The sequence below is a fragment of the Amycolatopsis sp. lyj-346 genome, assembly GCF_046548975.1.
In the GTDB taxonomy this organism is placed as follows: Bacteria; Actinomycetota; Actinomycetes; order Mycobacteriales; family Pseudonocardiaceae; genus Amycolatopsis.
Genome location: NZ_JAJPWT010000015.1, coordinates 212,527 through 232,378, shown reverse-complemented (window position 1 = coordinate 232,378; position 19,852 = coordinate 212,527). Strand labels below are relative to the sequence as shown.

The following is a 19,852-nucleotide window of genomic DNA, read 5'->3' as shown; positions in this document are numbered from 1 at the left end:
GCTCCTTGATCCCCGTGCCGTCACGTGCGTGTCACCGAACAGACACCTGGCGCTCATCGCGGCCAGCGTTCGGGGTAGCCGACCTCGATCGCGCTGACGTCGTCGAGCGCGGACCGGATGGCGGGCGGCAGGGTGATGGCCTCCGCCGTCAGCGAGCCGGTGAGCTGGCCGGTGTCGCGGGCGCCGACGACCGGGGCGACGACGCCGGGCCGGTCGCGGACCCAGGCCAGCGCCACCGCGAGCGGTGACGTGCCGAGCCCGTCGGCGGCGGTCGCGACGGCCTGCACGATCCGGGCGGCGCGGTCGGTGCGGTGGTGCTCGACGTAACCGGCGTACGCGCTGTTCGCGCCGCGCGAGTCGGCGGGCGTGCCGGTGCGGTACTTGCCCGTCAGCACGCCCCGGCCGAGCGGGGCCCACGGCAGCAGCCCGACGCCGTGGTGCGCGGCCGCGGGCACGACCTCGCGGTCCACCCCGCGTTCCAGCAGCGAGTATTCGACCTGGGTGGAGACGAGGGGCGCGACGGCCGAAGCGCCGGCGGCGGCGGTGGCCAGCTGCCAGCCCGCGTAGTTCGAGACGCCGACGTAGCGGACCTTCCCGCTGGTCACGGCGTACTCGAGGGCGGACAGCGTCTCGGCGAGCGGGACGCACTCGTCCCAGGCGTGCAGCTGCCACAGGTCGATGTGGTCGGTGCCGAGCCGCTTGAGCGAGCCGTCGAGCGCGGCGAGGAGTGCGCCGCGCGAGGCGCCGCCGCCGAACGGGCCGTCGTCGCGCCGGGCGACCGCCTTCGTCGCCAGGACGACGTCGTCGCGGGGCACGAGGTCGCCGAGCAGCGAGCCGAGCACCCGCTCGCTCTCGCCCTCGCCGTAGATGTCGGCCGTGTCCACCAGGGTGCCGCCGGCGTCGACGAAGGCGACCAGCTGGCTGGCGGCCTCCTCCGCGTCCGTGTCGCCACCCCAGGTCATGGTGCCGAGCGCCATCCGGGAGACGCGCAGTCCCGAGCGGCCGAGCAGTCGCTTTTCCACGACCGCCGAGCCTAGTGGGCTGCCCCGTGCGGAGGAGACCAAGGTGAGTCGTGTCGCGATCATGGTCCCCGTTAGGGTCGGGCCCCGTGCGACTCGGACTCAATCTCGGCTACTGGGGAGCGGGGAACGACCCCGCGAACCTGGCCCTGGCGAAACAGGCGGACGAACTCGGCTATTCGGTCGTGTGGGCCGCGGAGGCCTACGGCTCGGACGCGGTGACCGTGCTTTCGTGGATCGCGGCGCAGACGGCGCGGATCGACGTCGGTGCCGCGGTGCTGCAGATCCCGGCTCGCACGCCGGCGATGACGGCGATGACCGCCGCGACCCTCGACACGCTCTCCGGCGGCCGGTTCCGGCTCGGTCTGGGCGTGTCGGGCCCGCAGGTGTCCGAGGGCTGGCACGGCGTCCGGTTCGCCTCGCCGGTGAGCCGCACCCGCGAGTACGCCGGGATCGTGCGGACGGCGTTGCGCCGTGAGCGGCTGAAGTTCGAGGGCGAGCACTTCACGCTGCCGCTGCCGGACGGGCCGGGCAAGGCGCTGCGGCTGACCGTCCGCCCGGTCCGGAAGCACATCCCGCTGTACCTGGCCGCGATCGGCCCGAAGAACCTGGAGCTGGCCGGGGAGATCGCCGACGGCTGGCTGCCGGTGTTCTTCTCGCCGTCACACGCGGGGGAGCAGCTGGCCCACGTCCGCGCCGGTGCCGAGCGGGCCGGCCGCACGCTGGACGGCTTCGACGTCGTCCCGTCCGTGCCGCTCGTGCCCGGCGACGACTGGCGGACCTGCGCGGACGCCGTCCGCGGTTACGCCGCCCTCTACCTGGGCGGGATGGGGAGCAAGGAGAAGAACTTCTACAACCGGCTGGCGTGCCGGATGGGATTCGCGGCCGAAGCCGCCGAAGTGCAGGAGAAGTACCTGGACGGCGACCGGGTGGGGGCGATGGCGGCGGTGCCGCCGGAGTTCCTCGACGCGACGTCGCTGCTGGGCCCGAAGGAACGGATCGCGGAGAAGATGACGGAATACGCCGAAGCCGGCGTGACGACCTTGTCGGTGTCGCCCTACACGCCGGAGCCGGCTGCCGCCTTGCGCACGGCCGTCGAGGCCATGGAACTGGCGGGGGTGGCCTGACGTGAGCTGGTTCGAAGCACTGGTCCTGGGCCTGGTCCAGGGCCTGACGGAGTTCCTCCCGATCTCCTCGAGCGCGCACCTGCGGATCGTCGCGGCACTGGCGGGCTGGGACGACCCGGGTGCGGCGTTCACCGCCGTCACCCAGATCGGCACCGAGCTGGCGGTGATCATCTACTTCGGGCCGAAGATCGGGAAGATCCTGCGAGCCTGGTTCTTCTCGCTGTCCAAGCCGGAGTGGCGCCGCGACCCGGACGCCCGGCTGGGCTGGCTGATCATCGTCGGCTCGCTGCCGATCGTGGTGCTCGGGCTGGTGCTGCAGGACCAGATCGACAGCGCGTTCCGCGACCTGCGGATCACCGCGACCGTGCTCATCGTGTTCGGCCTGATCCTGCTGGTCGCCGACCGGATCGGGAAGCAGGAGCGGACGCTGGACGACCTGACCGTGCGGCACGGGCTCGGGTTCGGCTTCGCGCAGGCGCTGGCCCTGATCCCCGGCGTGTCCCGCTCGGGCGGCACGACCAGCGCGGGCCTGCTGCTCGGGTACACGCGGTCGGAAGCGGCGGAGTACTCGTTCCTGCTGGCGCTGCCGGCGGTGTTCGGCTCGGGTGTGTACAAGCTCAAGGACATCGGCTCGGGCGACGTGCCGGCGCAGTGGGGCCCGACGATCCTGGCCACGCTGGTCGCCTTCGGCGTCGGCTACATCGTGATCGCGTGGCTGATGGCCTACATCAAGAAGCGCAGCTTCGTGCCGTTCGTGGTGTACCGGCTCGCTCTCGGCGTCCTGCTGTTCGTGCTGATCTTCACCGGTGCGCTGGACCCGAACGCGGGGCCGGTGAGCCACTGATCCGCCCGCGTGGGGACCGCTTGACCGGTCCCCACGTAGGGTGGGGCCCGTGAGTACGGTCATTCTGCTGAGGCACGGCAAGTCGACGGCCAACGGCACCGGTGTCCTCGCCGGGCGGGCTCCGAAGGTCAACCTCGACGACACCGGACGCGCCCAGGCGGAGCAGCTCGTCGAACGCCTCGGCGGCGTGCCGCTGGCCGGGCTCGTCGTGTCGCCCATGCTGCGGTGCAAGCAGACGGTCGCCCCGCTGGCCGCCGCGCGCGGCCTGGCCAAGGTCGTCGAGCCGGGCCTGTCCGAAGTGGACTACGGTGACTGGACGGGCAAGGAGCTCAAGCACCTGGCGAAGGAACCGCTCTGGCGGGTCGTGCAGGCGCACGCCTCGGCCGCGGTGTTCCCCGGCGGTGAGGGCCTCGCCCAGATGCAGGCGCGGTCGGTGGCCGCCGTCCGCGCGCACGACCGGCGGATCGCCGCCGAGCACGGCGACCACGCCGTCTGGCTGCTGTGCAGCCACGGCGACGTGATCAAGTCCATCCTGGCCGACGCGCTCGGCCAGCACCTCGACGCCTTCCAGCGGATCGTCGTCGACCCGGCGTCCATCTCGGTCGTGCGCTACACCGAGACGCGGCCGTTCGTGATGCGGGTCAACGACCACGGGAGCGACCTGCGGGGAATCGTGCCACCGGAACCCAAGCCGAAGCGGGGGAAGAAGGCGGCTCCGAGCAGCGACGCCGTGGTGGGCGGTACCACGGGCCGGTGACGCCTGCCACCTCCGGAAAGCGCTGACATCCCCTCGGGCGGACCCCGTAGGGTGGCGGGACCGAGTGTTGCCCCCGACCAGGAGCCTGCCCGATGATTTCGCCGGACAATCCGTTCGCTGCACCCAGCGAGCTGCCCTACGCCCTGCCGCCCTTCGACCGGATCTCCGACGAGCACTACCGCCCCGCGTTCGAAGCCGGGCTGGCCGAGCACGCGGCGGAGATCGAGCAGATCGCGGCGCAGGACGCCGAGCCGACGTTCGAGAACACCATCGTGGCCCTCGAGCGGGCCGGCGAGCTGCTGGGCCGCGTGGCGAGCGTGTTCTACAACCTCTCCGGCTCCAACAGCACCGACGAGATCCAGGCCATCCAGGCGGAGTTCGCGCCGAAGCTGGCCGCCCACCACGACGCGATCCACCTGAACCCGCAGTTGTTCGCCCGGATCGACGCCCTCCACGCGCGCCGCGGCGAGCTCGGCCTGGACGAGGAGTCGCTGCGCCTGCTGGAACGGCAGCACACCGACTTCAGCCGGGCCGGTGCCGGGCTCGGCGAGGCCGAGCAGGCCCGCCTGCGCGCGCTCAACGAGCAGCTGTCGACGCTGCAGACGAAGTTCCAGCAGAACCTGCTCAAGGACACCAACGAGCTGGCCGTCGTCATCGCCGACCGCGCCGAGCTCGACGGCTTCGGTGAAGGCGCGATCGCCACCGCGGCCGAAGCGGCGGCCGCGCGCGGCGAGGACGGCAAGTACGTGCTCACCCTGAGCCTGCCGACCAGCCAGGCGTCGCCGCTGGAGACCCTGCGCAACCGCGAGGTCCGCGAGCGCATCCACACCGCGTCGATGGCGCGGGGCAACCGCGGCAACGAATTCGACAACAACGCCGTCGTCGCCGAGATCGTGCGCCTGCGCGCGGAACGGGCCGTCCTGCTCGGCTACCCGAACCACGCCGCGTACGTCATCGCGGACGAGACGGCGAAGACGGCCGAAGCCGCCGCCGGCCTGCTGGAGCGGCTGGCCCCCGCTGCGGTCGCGAACGCCCGCGCCGAAGCCGCCGAACTCCAGCAGCTGCTGGAGGCCGACGTGCCGGGCGCGAAGCTGCGGCCCTCCGACTGGCCGTTCTACGCCGCCCAGGTCCGCCGCGAACGCTTCGACGTCGACACCGAGGCCCTGCGCCCGTACTTCGAGGCCGACCGCGTGTACCTCGACGGTGTCTTCTACGCCGCCACGAAGCTGTACGGCCTGACGTTCACCGAGCGCGACGACCTGCCCAAGTACCACCCGGAAGTCCGGACCTTCGAGGTGTTCGACGCCGACGGCACCCCGCTGGGCCTCTACCTGCTCGACCTGTACACCCGCGACGCCAAGCGCGGCGGCGCGTGGATGAACACCTTCGTCGACCAGTCCGAGCTGCTCGGCCGCAAGACGGTCGTGGTCAACGTCCTCAACGTGAACAAGCCGCCGGCGGGGGAGCCGACCCTGCTCACCTTCGACGACGTCGTCACGGCGTTCCACGAGTTCGGCCACGCCCTCCACGCACTGGTCTCGTCGGTCCGCTACCCGACCTTCTCCGGCACCAACGTGCCCCGCGACTTCGTCGAGTACCCCTCGCAGGTCAACGAGATGTGGATGCTGTGGCCGGAAGTGCTGGCCCACTACGCGAAGCACCACGAAACGGGCGAGGCGCTGCCGCAGGAGCAGGTCGAGAAGCTGCTCGCCGCCCAGCAGTACGGCGAAGGGTTCTCCACCACCGAGTACCTCGCGGCGTCCCTGCTCGACCAGGCCTGGCACGGCCTCGGCGTCGACGACCGCGTGGGGGAGGTCCAGCCGTTCGAGGCGGAGGCACTCGTGAAGGCGGGCGTGGCCGTCGCCGCGATCCCGCCGCGCTACCGCACGACGTACTTCGCCCACATCTTCAGCGGCGGCTACAGCGCCGGGTACTACTCCTACATCTGGAGCGAGGTCCTCGACGCCGACACCGTCCAGTGGTTCCGCGAGAACGGGGGACTGACCCGGGACAACGGCGACCACTTCCGCCGCACCCTGCTCGGCCGGGGCGGCAGCATCGACCCCATGGACGCCTTCCGCGCCTTCCGCGGCCGCGACCCCGAGATCGAGCCCCTGCTGGCCCGCCGCGGCCTCGACGGCGTCTGAGACAACCCGCACCACCCGGTCGCTCAGGTGACCTCGATAAGTGTATAACGACCTATACCCCGGGCCGATTTTTGAAAAATCGGCCCGGGGAGACTTCCTCTCAAACCACGCAGAGACGCGAGAGATCAGCTCCTGGTGACGATGTGGTCGACGAAGCCGTAGGCGAGGGCTTCGTCCGCGTCGAACCAGCGGTCGCGGTCGGCGTCGGCGGTGATGCGTTCGACGTTCTGGCCGGTCTGGCGTGCGGTGATCTCGGCGATGCGGCGTTTCATCTTGCCGAAGACCTCGGCCTGGATGGCGATGTCGGTGGCGGCGCCGCCGATGCCCGCGGAGGGCTGGTGCATGACGATGCGGGTGTTGGGCAGCAGGTAGCGCTTGCCGGGGGTGCCGGAGGAGAGCAGGAACTGGCCCATGGAGGCGACGAAGCCGAGGCCCCAGGTGGAGACGTCGGGTTTGACGAGCTGCATGGTGTCGTAGATGGCCATGCCCGCGGTGACGGAGCCGCCGGGTGAGTTGATGTAGAAGGTGATGTCCTTGGCGGGGTCGTCGGCGGCGAGCAGGAGCAGCTGGGCGATGATCCGGTTGGCGACGTCGTCGTTGACTTCGGAGCCGAGGAAGACGATGCGGTCGCGCAGGAGCTGTTCGTAGACCGAGTCGTTGGGGGTCTGGCCGGGGGCCTGCAGGTCGGGTGCGGCGAAAGTGGTCATGGGGGCGACGGTAGGGCCGGAGATCGGGTCCGTGGTGAAAGTTTCGCTGTGAGCGTGGGGTGTTCGCTGCGGGCGAGAAGCCGAGCCGGCCTGGGGCATTGCTGCGGTCGATTTCGCTGAAAAGAACTCCATCGCACCGGTGGTTGCGCCGGTGGGTTGAAATGCGCTGCGGTGCGTGTTCGCCGCACCGCGGAACCGCCAAGCGGGCGAAATTTCGCAATGCATGCACTTTGTGTGGGTATAACTTGATTGTCGGCTTTTGTGTAGGCTTGATCGGGTGTGGGACATCGCGGTGATCGGGGCCGGCTTCGCCGGGCTGCATGTACTGGATCAGCTTCTGCGGCGGGGGTTTTCCTGCCACGCTTTCGAATCGGCTGCCGGGGTCGGCGGCACGTGGTTCTGGAACAGATATCCCGGTGCCCGTTGTGACGTGGAGAGCCTGGACTACTCGTACCTGCACGACCGGGAGCTGTACGAGAGCTGGCAGTGGTCGGAGCGGTTCGCGGGGCAGCCGGAGATCCTGCGGTACGCCGAGCACTTCGCCGAGCGGCGGGGTCTGTGGCCGCACATCACGTTCGGGACGACGATCACCGGGGCGGTGTTCGAGGACGGTGGCTGGTCGCTGAGCGCCGGCACCGGTGAACGGGTGCGGGCGCGGTTCGTGGTGACGGCGGTGGGGTGCATGTCGGCGGTGCACACGCCGCCGTTCCCGGGGCTGGACACGTTCGGCGGGACGGTGTTGCGGACCTCGCGGTGGCCGGCGGAGCCGGTGGAACTGGCGGGGCGGCGGGTCGGGGTGATCGGGACCGGCTCGTCGGGGATCCAGGTGGTGCCCGAGCTGGCGAAGGAGGCCGGGGAGCTGGTGGTTTTCCAGCGGACGGCCAATTTCAGCGTGCCGGCGCGCAACCGGGCGTTGACGCAGGCGGAGCGGGACGCGGCGGTCGCCGGGTACGAGCGGAAGCTGGAGGACGCCCGGACGACGCGGTTCGGGCATCCGGTGACCGGGACGGGCCGGGCGGCGCTGGAGACCGATCCGGTGGAGCGTGCCGCGGAGCTGGACCGGGCGTGGGCGCGTGGGGGTACGCACATCGTGGCGGCGTTCACCGACACCGGGCGTGATCTGGCGGCGAACGCGGTGCTGGCGGACTACTTCCGTGAGCGCGTGCGTGCGGTGGTGCGGGATCCGGGGACGGCGCGGGCGTTGGTGCCGTCCGGGTATCCGATCGGGACGAAGCGGTTGTGCGTGGACGACGGTTATTACGAGGCGTTCAACCTGCCGCACGTCCGGGTGGTGGATCTGCGTGAGGAGCCGATCGAGGCGGTGACGGAGAAGGGTGTCCGGACGGCGCGTGGGGAGCACGTCCTGGATGTGCTGGTGCTGGCCACGGGGTTCGACGCGTTCACGGGTTCGTTGACGCGGCTGGGGGTGCGGGGTCGCGGTGGGCGGTCGCTGGCGGATGAGTGGCGGGAGGGGCCGCGCAGTTATCTGGGGCTGGCGGTGGCGGGGTTTCCGAACTTGTTCACGCTGACCGGGCCGGGCAGCACGATGGTGCTGTCCAATGTGCTGCGGGCGATCGAGCACCACGTGGAGTGGGTGTGCGATCTGCTGGTGGAGGTGCGGGAGCGGGGCGTCACGGAGGTGGAGGCGCTGGAGCCGGCGCAGGAGGAGTGGGTGGCGCGGGTGGCGGAGCTGGCGGGCCGGACGCTGTACCCGCGGACCGATTCCTATTACGTGGGTGCGAACGTCGAGGGGAAGGCCAGGGTGTTCGCGCCGTTCGCCGGCGGGCTGGATGCGTATCGGCGGATCTGTGACGGTGTCGCGGCGGAGGGGTACCGGGGGTTCCGTTTCTCATGACGACGGTCGAGCAGGGGAAGCTGGGGCGGGCGGGGCTGGCGGTGGTGCTGCTGGCCGCGTTGCTGCCGATGACGGATTCGTTCATCGTGAACGTCGCGTTGCCGACGATCGCGGGTGATCTGGGTGCGTCGGGGGCGGAGCTGGAGCTGGTGGTGGCCGGCTACGGGCTGGCGTTCACCGTGTTCTTGGTGCTGGGTGGCCGCTTGGGTGATGCCTATGGGCGGCGGCGGGTGCTCGTGGTGGGGCTGGTGGGGTTCACGGTCGCGTCGTTGCTGTGTGCGGTGGCGGGGTCGGGTGGGTGGCTGGTGGCGGCGCGGGTCGTGCAGGGCGCGGCGGCCGCGTTGATCCCGCCGCAGGCGCTGGGGACGATCCAGGCGGCGGAGGTGCCGGAGCGGCGGCCGCGGGCGATGAGCTTCTACGCGGCGGTGGCCGGGTTCGCGGCGATCCTGGGGTTGGTGCTGGGTGGTTTGCTGGTGGAGGCGGATCTGTGGGGGACGTCGTGGCGGCTGGTGTTCCTGGTGAATCTGCCGCTGGGGGTCGTTGCGGTGGTGCTGGCCGTGCTGGTGGTGCCGGATACGCGGTCGTCGGAGCCGGTGGGGGTCGATGTGCGTGGGACCGGGTTGCTGGCGTTGGTGATCGTGTTGCTGCTGGTGGGGTTGAACCGGGGGCCGGTGCTGGGGTGGCCGTGGTGGACGGTCGGGGTGCTGGTGCTGGTGCCGTTCGCGGCGGTGGTGTTGTGGCGTACGGAGAAGCGGGTGGTGGCGCGGGGGCGGGTGCCGTTGCTGCCGCCGTCGGTGCTGGCGGCGCCGGAGGTGCGGCGGGGGTTGCTGGTGGTGGCGCCGTTCTTGGCGGCTTGGGCGGGGTATTTGTTCGCGTTGCCGTTGACGGTGCAGAACGGGTTCGGGCTGGATCCGGCGGCGGCGGGGCTGGCGGTGGTGCCGATGTCGGCGGCGTTCCTGGTGGGGTCGTTCGCGGTGCCGCGGTTGAGGGTGAAGCGCGGCAACGGGGTTTTGGGGGTCGGGGCGCTGGTGCAGGCGGCCGGGGTGGGGTGGTTGCTGGGGGTGCTGGCGTGGGGTGGGGTGGTGTGGTGGCTGCTGCCGGGCCTGGTGCTGATCGGTCTGGGGCAGGCGCTGGTGGTGGGGTCGTCGCAGATTTCGGTGCTGGGTGCGGTGCCGGGGGAGTACGCGGGGGCCGGCGGGGGTGTGCTGGTGACGACGCAGCAGGGTGCGATGGCGGTGGGGGTGGCCGGGCTGGGGTCCGTCTACACGGGACTCGCGGGGGCCGGGTACGCCACCGCGTTCGCCGTGGTGCTGGGGGTGCAGCTGGTGGTGGCGATCGCGGTGGCGGTGGCCGGTCAGAGGGCGGCCATGTCCAGTTCGGCGATTTGAGCGAGGGACATGTCCATCTGCTCGTGGAGGAAGCGGGGCATCGTCCAGTGCGGGAGGGCACCGGCGTCGAAGGGGCCGAAGGCGTCCTGGTAGAGGGGGATCCATTGGAGGGCTTCGGTTGCGGTGCGTTCGCGGGGTGCTTCCTCGGCGTAGGCGGTGTAGCTGATGCTGCGGTGTTCGATGAAGAAGCCGCCGGGCAGGCGGGTGCAGAGTTCGCGGTATTCGCGGGTTTGCAGGATCAGGTAGTGCCAGACCTCGTCGATTTCCTGCTCGACGGGCAGGAAGGTGCCGGCCAGGCGGTCCTGGTGGGCGGAGACGAGGTAGAGGTAGCGCAGGCATTCGAGGACCTGGCGTTCGACGAAGGCGGCCGGGTGGTCGGTCTTCGCGGTGAAGTACTCCACCACTTCGGTGTAGAGGTCTTCGCCCAGCAGGGCTCGCAGGTCGGCGGGGGTGACGGGCACGGTGGGCTCCTTGTCCGGGTGTCAGCGGGTGCGGGATTCGGGGTGCAGCCAGGCGTATTTGCCGGACTTTCCGATCGGGATGTGGGTGCGGTGCACGGGCCGCACGGTGAGCTGGAGGTGTTCGGCGAGGGCGGCGGCGAGGTCGGTGGTGTCGGTGGGCTGCCGGTCGAAGGTGGTGTATTCGAGTTCGGCGGTGGTGCCTTCGCCGACGCGGATCCGGTAGAGGAACACGTCGGGCGCGGTCTCGCCGATCCACCGGTCGAGGTCGCCGTGGCACAGCAGGGTGGTGCCGACGCGGACGAGTTCCTTTTCGCGGCCGCAGAAGCGGGTGATGCGGGTGGGGTCGGGGGTGCCGTCGGCGGTGCGGGCGAGGTCGCCGGAGCGGTAGCGGATCAGCGGCATCCATTCGTTGCGGATGCTGGACACGATCACGGCGTAGAGGGTGCTGCCGGGCTCGACGGGGAGGAGTTCGACGGCCATGCGGTCGAGGTAGGGGTGGTAGGTGCCGTCGCCGTCGCTGTAGTAGAGGTAGCCGAGTTCGGTGCTGCCGAAGAGGTCGACGATCGGGCAGGCGAGCTGGGTGTGCAGGTAGCGGGCGACGTTGTCCGGTGTGTACTCGTAGGCGTGCACGACGCTGGCGGGGGCGGGCAGGGTGAGGCCGAACTCGCGGGTTTTGCCGAGCAGGTGCGCGAGGTGGTAGCTGGAGCAGTCGAGGTGGTAGTCGCCGCCGGCGCGGGTCTGCTCGATTTCGGCGAGCATGCGTTCGACGTCGGTGCGGGTCCACAGTGCCGGGTCGAGGTGCTGGTTGACGTAGACGGTGCGGTCGTCGAGCCGGCGGTCGGCCAGGGGTGGGTGGTCGAGCGGGGGTCCGCCGCGTTTCTTGGCGTTGACGCGGGCGACGTGTTCGGTGGCGAGCACGGTGGTCACCGAGACGCGGGGGCAGCCGGCGTCCCAGGTGTGGCGGATGGCCGGGTGTTCGGACCAGAGGCGGTAGTAGGACTTGAGCAGGAAGTAGGGCGGGCGGACCAGCTGCATGCGGGCGTGGTTGGTGCCGGTGGAGAGCACGAACTCGGCGGCGCCGGTGTCGAGGGCGTCGGCGAGGGCGGGGGTCATGAAGTTGTCCGGGAAGCCGCGGCTGATGGTGTCCTTTTCCAGGACCGGAAATGTGCCGGCGGCGAGGGATTCGCGGTAGAGCGGGATGTCTCGGATGTGGTCGAGCATCTCGGCGGTCGGCTGCACACGAGTCCAATCGGCGGTGGGGCGGGCGACGCCGGGCGGCAGGTGAGAAGCACCTGCCGCCCGGTGGGGTTGGGGCGGTCAGCCCGCCTGGGAGATGCAGCCTTCCTTGCGGGAGATGCAGCCTTCCTTGGCGGACGGCTGGGAGTTCGCCTCGACCCACTTGGCCCACACGTCGTCGCGGGCGATCTTCTCGGCCAGCTTCTGCATGTTGCTCCTCCGATTCACTGGGGGAAGATTCCTGTCCGTTCCGCCTGTGCGGGTTTTTCGGACAGGCTCGACTGCGAAGTTACCAGAGGAGGTCCGATACGTCTGGTATGCGAGGATTTTCACGCGAATTGCGGAACGTTCGACGAATTCGCCGAACCGGGCGTTCTCGTCGGTTCGGTGGATGCGCGGCGACGGTGTGGTGTTCGCTCCGGGCGGTGCGGAGGGATGGTTCGCGGATCGCTGAAACCGCGGTGGCCTCGTCTTTTGGGTGGATGTGGGGCCGGGGGTGCGGAGCTAGCGTCGGGCGTGCTCGAGTCGGCTCTCAACCGTGAGGACACATTGATGAACAGGATCGAAGAGGCTGCCGGTGGGCAGGCCGACGCGCTCGTTCGCTTGCAGGTGGAGGTGCCGGTGCTGCCGGTGAGCTGTGCGGCCGCCACGGCGGCTGCGGCGGCGAAGGTGACTACGCATGCCGGGGCGCGGGCGTTCGGGAAGGCCGCCGGGTTCGGGTTGGCGTTCATCGCCGCGACGGCTGCGGCCTACGGTGCCGGGGTGGCCGGTGGTTACGCCGAGCCGCGGGATGAGCTCACCGGGGAGTCCGGGGGGCTGCCGGGTGGTCTGAGCGCCGAGGCGTTGCTGCGGGCGCGGGCGGATCTCCTGGCTGCGTGAGCACTCGATGGAGAAGGGGGGCCGCCGTCACGTGGTGACGGCGGCCCCCCTTGTCGTCCGGGGTGGCTCAGATGAGGCCGAGCTTCTGCACGGTGTCGCGTTCCTCGACGAGTTCCGCGACGGAGGCGTCGATGCGGGTGCGGGAGAAGTCGTCGATCTCGAGGCCCTGGACGATCTCGTACTTGCCGTTCTTCGCGGTGACCGGGAAGGACGAGATGAGGCCCTCGGGGACGCCGTAGGAGCCGTCGGAGGCGACGGCGGCGGAGGTCCAGTCGCCGTCCGGGGTGCCGTTGACCCAGGTGTGGACGTGGTCGATGGCGGCGGAGGCGGCCGAGGCGGCGGAGGAGAGGCCGCGGGCTTCGATGATGGCCGCGCCGCGCTTGGCGACGGTGGGGATGAAGTCGTTCTCGAGCCAGGCCTGGTCGACGGCGTCGGCGATGGACTTGCCGCCGAATTCGGCGTGCTGGACCGAGGGGTACTGGGTGGCGGAGTGGTTGCCCCAGATGGCGACCTTCTTGAGCTCGGTCACCGGGACGCCGAGCTTCTTGGCGAGCTGGGCGAGGGCGCGGTTGTGGTCGAGGCGGGTCATCGCGGTGAAGCGTTCGGCGGGCACGTCGGGGGCGTGCGAGCGGGCGATGAGGGCGTTGGTGTTGGCGGGGTTGCCGACGACGAGGACCTTGATGTCGTCGGCGGCGCCGGCGTTGATGGCTTCGCCCTGCGGTTTGAAGATGCCGCCGTTGGCCTCGAGGAGGTCGCCGCGCTCCATGCCCTTGCTGCGGGGGCGGGCGCCGACGAGGAGGGCGATGTTGGTGCCTTCGAAGGCCTGCTTGGGGTCGTCGAAGATGTCGGTGCCGGCGAGGAGTCCGAACGCGCCGTCTTCGAGTTCCATCGCGGTGCCCTCGGCCGCCTTGACCGCCTGCGGGATCTCGAGGAGCCGCAGCTTCACCGGGACGTCCTGGCCGAGGAGCTGACCGGACGCGATGCGGAAGAGCAGCGCGTAGCCGATCTGGCCGGCGGCACCGGTGACGGTCACGTTGACTGGGGCTTGGGTCATTGCGGTTCTCCAGCTTGAGACGACTTTGGCTAGTGCTGTGGAGCCTATCCCTCCTGGGCGTCGCGGGTCGGGTGCGTCCAGTCACTGTTGCGAGGATCGCTTTTCAACCGTCGGTGACGTGGTGGGTGAGGTGGGTGATCGGGCGGCTGGGCAGCGGGGGTCGCGGACTTCTCGTGGCGGGGCGGGCTGCTCGCCCGAGCCGGACGTCACGGGGGTGATCGCGGGTGGCCGCCGGGGGAGCGGGGGCGCGAAATCGTTTTCTCCGGGCCTTTGTTCACGGCCATCGGAATGGGCTTTGCGAAAATTGTCGAAACCTGAGCAATGTCGCTTGGTGGGACGAGGTGTGCAGCGTTGCTCCGTTCAGCGGGGTTTGCTTCCATGATCCTTTCGCTACCATGGTCCGGCCCCCGTCCCCAATTTGAATGTATTGGGAAGGATTCCGATGCTGTCTGCGGTCGTTGCTGCCGTAATGTCGCTGTCCTCTGTGGTCGCCCCGCATTCGTGGAACACTCCTCCGCCGCCTGACAAAATCGTCATCGACGTCGTGAACGCCATCGGCTCGGGCTGCCCGCTCGGCACGTCGGCGGTCGCGGTTTCGCAGGACAACACGGCGTTCACCGTGACGTACAGCGCCTATACGGCGTTGGTCGGGGTCGGTGCCGGCCCGCTGGATGCCCGGAAGAACTGCCAGATCGGCCTGCGGGTGCACGTGCCACAGGGGTTCACCTACGGAATCGCGCAGGCGGACTACCGCGGTTTCGCGCACCTGGAACGCGGCGCGACCGGCCTGGAAAGAGCGAACTACTATTTCCAGGGCAATTCGCCGACGGCTTTCATGCAGCACCCGTTGACCGGGCCGTTCGAAGACGATTGGCATTTCACGGACCGGACGGAAGTCGGGGCGATCGTGTTCAAGCCGTGCGGCGAGGAACGCAATCTGAACATCAACACCGAATTGCGGGTCGCGGCGGGCACGTCCGATCCGAAGAAGACGACCAGCTACGTCACGATGGACTCGACCGACGGCAGCATCACCACGGTGTACCACTTCGCGTGGCTGTCCTGTCCGTGATCGGCTCCGGGTGACCGGAGGTCCAGAGGGGCGGCGCGGTGGCCAGCCGCGCCGCCCCGGCCGGTCAGGGCTTCGCCGCGGCCCGGGGATCGGTGGCTTCGACGCCGAAGATGCCACCGAGGGCGACGAGGGCTTCGTCGAGGTGGCTGAGGCTGGAGAGGACGGCCCGGGTTTCGGCCGCTTCCACGCGGTCGGAGACGGGGGTGCCGTCGTCGCGCACGAGCGTGCCGGGTGTGGGGCCACCCGGGGCGTCGAGTGCGGTGCGGAGGACGTCGATGTTGGCCAGTAGCCGGCCGGTGAACTGCCGGAGCCGGTCGGCGCCGGCGCCGGTGAGCTGGCCGGGCTGGGCGCGGGCGGCGACGTGGCGGGCGCGGAAGGCGATGGTTTCCAGGGTGGTGAGCACGTGCCAGCCGTAGTCGCGGCGGGCGCTGCGGAGGTTCACCGGGTGGGTCAGCGGCTCGATGGTGGTGCGGACCTGTTCGACGCTGCGGTCGAGGTCGCGGGAGAGCTCGATGATGTTGACGTTCTCCTCGCCGGCGAGCAGGCCGCGGGCGTGCCCGAGGAACTCCTCGAGGTCGTCGAGCACCGCGGCGATGTCGTCGAGCATGACCGAGCGGGTGCGGACCGGGACGATGACGACCGCGGCCAGGATGCCGGCGGCGGCGCCGACCGCGGTCTCGGCGACGCGGATCCAGAGCACTTCGAGGCTGAAGGTGCCCAGCAGGCTGTAGAGCAGGCCGAGCATGCTGGTGACGAAGAACGCCATCACCACCTGGGAGACCCGCGCGGTGTAGACCATCCCGAACACGCACACGAGGATGAGGCCGAGGGTGGCTGCCGTGTTACCGCCGACCAGCAATGCGAGCAGGACGCCGCCGACGATGCCGATCAGGGTGCCGCCGAGGCGGCGGACGCCCTTGACGAAGGTGGCGCCGGCGCTGGAGGCGCCGATGAACACGACGAAGACGGTGAGCACGGCCCAGTACCAGCGCTGGTGGGAGACGAGCCCGCCGCCGAGCACGGCGAGCCCGCCGCCGACGACGGCCTGGATCGCGCTGCGGGTCCGGTTGTCGTAGGCGAACGTCGGCGTCGGTTCGGCGTCGTCCCCGGCGAGCGGGTCCGGGGTGGTCTCGGGGGCGGCGGCGCGCTGGGCGCGGTCGTCGGCCAGTGCCAGTTCGGCCAGTGCCTTGCGGACGCCGTCGCCGGGGGCGGCGTGGGAGTCGATGCGGCTGCCTTCGACGAGCATGCGGCTGTACTCGCCGGTTTCGCTGATCAGCGGCAGTTCGCGGGGGTCGCGTTCCATGAGGGCGCGGAAGCGGGCGAGCCGGGCGATGAGGTCGTCGCGGACTTCGGCGGTGAGTTCGTCGGAGCAGGTGCGCTGGACGGTGATGGCCAGCCAGCCGACGGCGAGCTCGACTTCGATGGCGCGGCGGCGCAGCCGGTCGGCCGCGCGGGCGTCGACGACGTCGGGGGCGGCGTCCTCGATGAGCAGCACGCATTCGTGAAGCCGGCTGATGGCCGAGCGCAGCTGCTTGCGGGTGCGCTCGCTGCCGTTGACCGCCAGGTGGGCCTCGGTGGCGCGGACGACGGCGGCGAGGCGGGCGCGGAAGGCGCGGCGCACGCGCAGGAACTCCGCTTCGGCGTTGTGCCGCAACAGCACGAACCGGACGACGGCGTTGGCGAGGACGCCGACGCCGAGCGCCATCAGCAGCTGCGGGACCTGCTTGACGTGGGCCTGCAGGAACATCGGGAAGAAGAACAGGAAGAAGGCGATCGAGCCGAGCGCGGTGCCGCGGGGGCCGAAGCGCTGGGCGTAGACGGCGACGAAGATGAGCAGGACGAACACGACGCTGTCGAGTGGCGGCAGGGCCGAGCCGAGGCTGGCGACGGTGATCGACGCGGCGCCGGTGAGGAAGGCCAGTACCAGCGTGACGGCCTGGCCGCCCGGGGTGGGGTCGTTGACGGTGAACGCCGTCATCATCGCGGCGATGGCGCCGACGAGGGTGACGGTGAGCGGGACGTGCGCGGGCAGGAGGGCGGCGACGGCGAGGACGATGCCGAGCACGGCGGAGCCGGCCAGGCGCAACCGGACCAGGCCGGGGTCGGCCGCCACGAGCCGGTCGACGGCGGCGGTGCGGAACCGGTTCATCGGGCGAGGAGCTCCCATTGGGCGAGGGTGGCGCGGCGGCTGCGGGTGGCGGTGATCCGCAGCCGGTAGCGGGCGTGCGCGGCCGGGGTGCCGAGGACGAACGGGCGGGTCTGCCGCCGCCAGCGGAACAGTTCGCCGTCGCGTTCGTCGAGGGTGGTCCAGGCGGCACCGTCGTCGGAGCCTTCCAGGACCCACGCGCTCGGGTCGCCCCGGCGGGCGCCGGAGGTCAGGGTGTACATCGTGACTTCGCGGGGTTCGCCGGTGACGGTGAACTCGACGGCCGGGGTGGCGCCGCGGAAGGTGACCTGGGTGCGGGTGGTGTCGTCGAACAGCGCGTCGACGCCGGTGCCGTCGGAGCTGGTCGCGGTGCCGGTGAGGTCGGTGACCGGGGCCGGGTGCTCGGCGGGTGGTGGCGGGGCACCCCAACCGGTGGGTTCGGTCGTCAGGTCGAAGACCAGTTCGGCGCCGCCGGCGAGGGTGGCGTGGGCGATCGAGGTGCTCTCGTGCGGTTCGCCGTTCACCGTGAGCCCGCGGACGTAGACGGTCTCGCCGGTGTTGCCGGGCGCGTGGACCACCAGCTTCTTGCCTTCGCCCAGGTGCACGGTCGCCTTTTCGAACAGCGGCGAGCCGATGGCGTAGCGCGGGCTGCCGACGGCCAGCGGGTAGAAGCCGAGGGCGCTGAAGACGTACCAGGCGGACATCTCGCCGTTGTCCTCGTCGCCGGGGTAGCCCTGGCCGATGTCACTGCCGAGGTAGAGCCGGCGCAGCACCTCCCGCACGACGGCTTGCGCCTTCGCGGGCGCACCGGCGTGGTGGTAGACGTAGGGGATGTGGTGGGACGGCTGGTTGGAGTGCCCGTACTGGCCCATCCGGACGTCGCGGGCCTCGGTCATCTCGTGGATCAGGCCGCCGTACGCGCCGGGCCGCCGGCCGGTCTCCGGAGTGGCGAAGAAGGTGTCGAGCTTGGCTTCCAGTCCTTCGGTGCCGCCGTGGAGGGCGGCGAGGCCGGGGCCGTCGTGGGGTGCGGTGAAGGCGGTGTTCCAGGCGTTGGTTTCGACGAAGTCGCCGCCCCAGGCGGCCGGGTCGTAGCCCTCGGGGGCGAACTTGCGGCGGCCGTCGCGGTGGCGGCCCTGGAAGAAGCCGATCTCCGGGTCGAAGTGGTGGACGTAGTGCTTCGCGCGCTCGCGGAAGTAGGCGGCGTAGTCGGCGTACATCCGGGCCCGCGGCCCGGCACTTTCACGTGAAAGTGCCCCGGAGAGGTTGGCCAGGCCGAAGTCGTTGATGCACCCTTCCAGCGCCCAGGACAGTCCTTCGTGGACCGAGACGGGGGTGTAGTGGAGGAAGATCGACTCTTCGAGGCCCTTGCGGCCGACCGCGCGGCGCGGCGGGGTGACGGTGGCGTTCTTCAGCCCGGCGTCGTAGGCGGCCTCGACGTCGAAGTCGCGGACACCCTTGAGGTAGGCGTCGGCGAAGGCGACGTCGGAGCTGGTGCCGGTCATCAGGTCGGCGTAGCCGGGTGAGGACCAGCGGGAGATCCAGCCGCCTTCGCGGTACTGCTGGACGAACCCGTCGATCATCCGGCCGCAGCGCTCCGGGGTGAGCAGCGCGTAGGCGGGCCAGGTGGTGCGGTAGGTGTCCCAGAAGCCGTTGTTGACGTACAGCTCGCCGTCGACGACCTTCGCGCCGGTCCGCCTGCGGGTGCTCGGCCACCACCGGCGCACGACCGGGCTGGCGTGGCGGATCCCGTTCGGCGTGTTCTCGTGGGCGACGTTCGGGTACAGGAACAGCCGGTAGAGGTTGGAGTACAGCGTGGTCCGCTGGTCGTCGGTGGCGCCATCGACCTCGACGCGGCCGAGTTCCTCCTGCCACAACCGCCGGGCCTGGGCCGCCGCTTCCCCGAACGTCGTCCCCGCCGGGATCTCCAGCTCCAGGTTGCGCTTGGCCTGGGCGAGGCTGATCAGCGACGTCGCGATCCGCAGCGTGACCTCGGGGCCGTCGAACTCGAAGTACCCCGACACCCGCCGCCACGGACGGCGGCGCACCTTGGCGCCGTTGGTCGCCGGGGCGTCGGTCACGGCGTAGACGAACATGCGGCGCGCCCCGGCCGAGAGCCGGCTGCGGACCCAGGTGTGCCCGGTGACGACGCCGGTGTCGGGGTTCAGGCGGAGCCCGCCGCGGTTGCCGACGTTGTCGAACAGCAGCCAGCCGTGCTTGCCGGGGAAGGTGAACCGCATGATCGCCGCGTGCGACGTGGGCGCGAGGTCGGCGGTCATCCCGTTGGCGAACCGGACGCCGTAGTGGTGCGGTGAGTCGGTCTCGTCGGCGTGGGAGAAGGCCAGGGCCCGCTTGCGGCGGTCGGGCTCGACCGGGCCGGTGCCGGGCATGACGTGGAAGGTGTGCCGGTCGCCCATCCACGGGCTGGGTTGGTGGGACAGCGCGAACGCCTGCAGCGCGGGCCGGTTCTGTGCGTCGTTGTGGCGGTGGTAGGAGTAGAGCCAGTTGGTCACGCCGGCGTCGGTGACCGGGGTCCAGAAGTTGAACCCGTGCGGCACGGCCGTGGCCGGGAAGTTGTTGCCGCGGGAGAAGTCGCCGCTGGAGTGCGTGCCGCGGGTCGTGCGGACGCAGTCGATCGCGTCGCGCGGCGGCTCGGGGCGTTCGGCGACGCGGACGTCGTCGAGCCAGCCGGTGATCTCTCCGGGCGCGTCGGTGTGCAGCACGATCCGGCTGATCCGGCGCCCGGCGAACGCCCCCAGCGGGCGGCGCACGAGGTTCCACTGGTCCACCCACAGCGTCTTGTCGTCCTCCGGGGCGAACCCGGCGGAGGTGCCGTCGGCGAACTCGACGTCGAGGCTGACGCGGGTGGCGTGGTAGGCGGGGATCTCGCCGTCGGCCACCGGGAAGACCACATAGGACAGCTCGGTGCGCCCGGTCACGGGTGCGTCGAGTTCGAACAGGACGGCGCGGGGCCGGGCGGTGTAGCGCAGGGCGCGCGTGCCGGTGAAGCCGACGCCGGTCTTGGCCGTGGGGGAGCGGTCCGGGCCGCCGCCGACGTGCAGGCCGGGGTCCGCCGGCTGCGGGTCACCGGTTTCGAAGGAAGAGAAGAACACGGCGTCGGACATGCGCCCACCGTAACCGCCGCCGAACGGCGCAGCGTGTT

Annotated in this window: 16 protein-coding genes; 8 read left to right on the top strand and 8 right to left on the bottom strand. The window is 70.7% G+C overall.

The features are described 5' to 3' along the window. Positions 1–53: 53 nt before the first annotated feature. Entirely contained in the window at positions 54–1,022 is a 969-nt protein-coding gene (locus ACLJQE_RS34465) for an aldo/keto reductase (protein WP_410643720.1), read from the bottom strand. Positions 1,023–1,108: 86 nt separating this feature from the next. On the opposite strand from ACLJQE_RS34465, the gene ACLJQE_RS34460 reads away from it, so the two are divergent. The 4 genes from ACLJQE_RS34460 (at position 1,109) to ACLJQE_RS34445 (ending at position 5,894) form a co-directional block, all read left to right on the top strand. Next, positions 1,109–2,146 (top strand): LLM class F420-dependent oxidoreductase, encoded by a 1,038-nt coding sequence (locus tag ACLJQE_RS34460; RefSeq protein ID WP_410643719.1) that lies wholly within the window; start codon positions 1,109–1,111, stop codon positions 2,144–2,146. Between the two features lies 1 nt (position 2,147). Next, a complete protein-coding gene (locus ACLJQE_RS34455; protein ID WP_410643718.1) occupies positions 2,148–2,990 on the top strand; it encodes an undecaprenyl-diphosphate phosphatase in 843 nt (280 codons plus the stop codon). 49 nt (positions 2,991–3,039) lie between these two features. Then, positions 3,040–3,747 carry a histidine phosphatase family protein gene (locus ACLJQE_RS34450; protein WP_410643717.1) on the top strand — a complete coding sequence of 236 codons (708 nt, stop codon included), beginning with the start codon at positions 3,040–3,042 and terminating at the stop codon, positions 3,745–3,747. 92 nt (positions 3,748–3,839) lie between these two features. Then, complete coding sequence (locus ACLJQE_RS34445; RefSeq protein WP_410643716.1) at positions 3,840–5,894, top strand: M3 family metallopeptidase; 2,055 nt, start codon at positions 3,840–3,842, stop codon at positions 5,892–5,894. A 125-nt stretch (positions 5,895–6,019) separates the two neighbouring features. Here ACLJQE_RS34445 and ACLJQE_RS34440 read toward each other — a convergent pair whose 3' ends face one another. Further along, positions 6,020–6,601, bottom strand: a complete 582-nt coding sequence (locus ACLJQE_RS34440; protein WP_410643715.1) for a ClpP family protease — start codon at positions 6,599–6,601, stop codon at positions 6,020–6,022. 277 nt (positions 6,602–6,878) lie between these two features. Here ACLJQE_RS34440 and ACLJQE_RS34435 point away from each other — a divergent pair, with 277 nt between their 5' ends. Both ACLJQE_RS34435 and ACLJQE_RS34430 read left to right on the top strand, forming a co-directional pair. Continuing rightward, positions 6,879–8,456 (top strand): flavin-containing monooxygenase, encoded by a 1,578-nt coding sequence (locus ACLJQE_RS34435; protein WP_410643714.1) that lies wholly within the window; start codon positions 6,879–6,881, stop codon positions 8,454–8,456. Continuing rightward, the gene (locus ACLJQE_RS34430) at positions 8,453–9,844 is read left to right on the top strand and encodes an MFS transporter (protein WP_410643713.1); all 1,392 of its coding nucleotides are present in this window, start codon (positions 8,453–8,455) and stop codon (positions 9,842–9,844) included. Before ACLJQE_RS34435 ends, ACLJQE_RS34430 begins: the two co-directional genes overlap by 4 nt. Here ACLJQE_RS34430 and ACLJQE_RS34425 read toward each other — a convergent pair. The 3 genes from ACLJQE_RS34425 to ACLJQE_RS34415 all read right to left on the bottom strand — a co-directional run bounded on the left by ACLJQE_RS34425 (position 9,811) and on the right by ACLJQE_RS34415 (position 11,751). After that, positions 9,811–10,305 (bottom strand): hypothetical protein, encoded by a 495-nt coding sequence (locus ACLJQE_RS34425; protein WP_410643712.1) that lies wholly within the window; start codon positions 10,303–10,305, stop codon positions 9,811–9,813. The genes ACLJQE_RS34430 and ACLJQE_RS34425 overlap by 34 nt on opposite strands. 21 nt (positions 10,306–10,326) lie before the next feature. Further along, positions 10,327–11,544 (bottom strand): hypothetical protein, encoded by a 1,218-nt coding sequence (locus ACLJQE_RS34420; RefSeq protein ID WP_410643711.1) that lies wholly within the window; start codon positions 11,542–11,544, stop codon positions 10,327–10,329. Positions 11,545–11,622: 78 nt separating this feature from the next. Continuing rightward, positions 11,623–11,751 (bottom strand): hypothetical protein, encoded by a 129-nt coding sequence (locus ACLJQE_RS34415; protein WP_348949769.1) that lies wholly within the window; start codon positions 11,749–11,751, stop codon positions 11,623–11,625. A gap of 342 nt (positions 11,752–12,093) precedes the next feature. On the opposite strand from ACLJQE_RS34415, the gene ACLJQE_RS34410 reads away from it, so the two are divergent. Further along, positions 12,094–12,420: a hypothetical protein gene (locus ACLJQE_RS34410; protein WP_410643710.1), complete on the top strand. Its 327-nt coding sequence runs from the start codon at positions 12,094–12,096 to the stop codon at positions 12,418–12,420. A 67-nt stretch (positions 12,421–12,487) separates the two neighbouring features. Here the strand turns inward: ACLJQE_RS34410 and ACLJQE_RS34405 are convergent, their stop codons facing one another. Then, positions 12,488–13,474 (bottom strand): malate dehydrogenase, encoded by a 987-nt coding sequence (locus ACLJQE_RS34405; protein ID WP_410643709.1) that lies wholly within the window; start codon positions 13,472–13,474, stop codon positions 12,488–12,490. 442 nt (positions 13,475–13,916) lie between these two features. On the opposite strand from ACLJQE_RS34405, the gene ACLJQE_RS34400 reads away from it, so the two are divergent. Then, positions 13,917–14,546, top strand: a complete 630-nt coding sequence (locus ACLJQE_RS34400; protein WP_410643708.1) for a DUF4360 domain-containing protein — start codon at positions 13,917–13,919, stop codon at positions 14,544–14,546. Between the two features lie 64 nt (positions 14,547–14,610). On the opposite strand, the gene ACLJQE_RS34395 is transcribed toward ACLJQE_RS34400, so the two are convergent. Further along, positions 14,611–16,695, bottom strand: coding sequence for an FUSC family protein (locus ACLJQE_RS34395; protein ID WP_410643750.1), 2,085 nt, complete (start codon positions 16,693–16,695; stop codon positions 14,611–14,613). After that, entirely contained in the window at positions 16,692–19,814 is a 3,123-nt protein-coding gene (locus ACLJQE_RS34390; RefSeq protein ID WP_410643707.1) for a GH92 family glycosyl hydrolase, read from the bottom strand. The genes ACLJQE_RS34395 and ACLJQE_RS34390 overlap by 4 nt, the downstream gene beginning before the upstream one ends. Positions 19,815–19,852 lie beyond the last annotated feature (38 nt).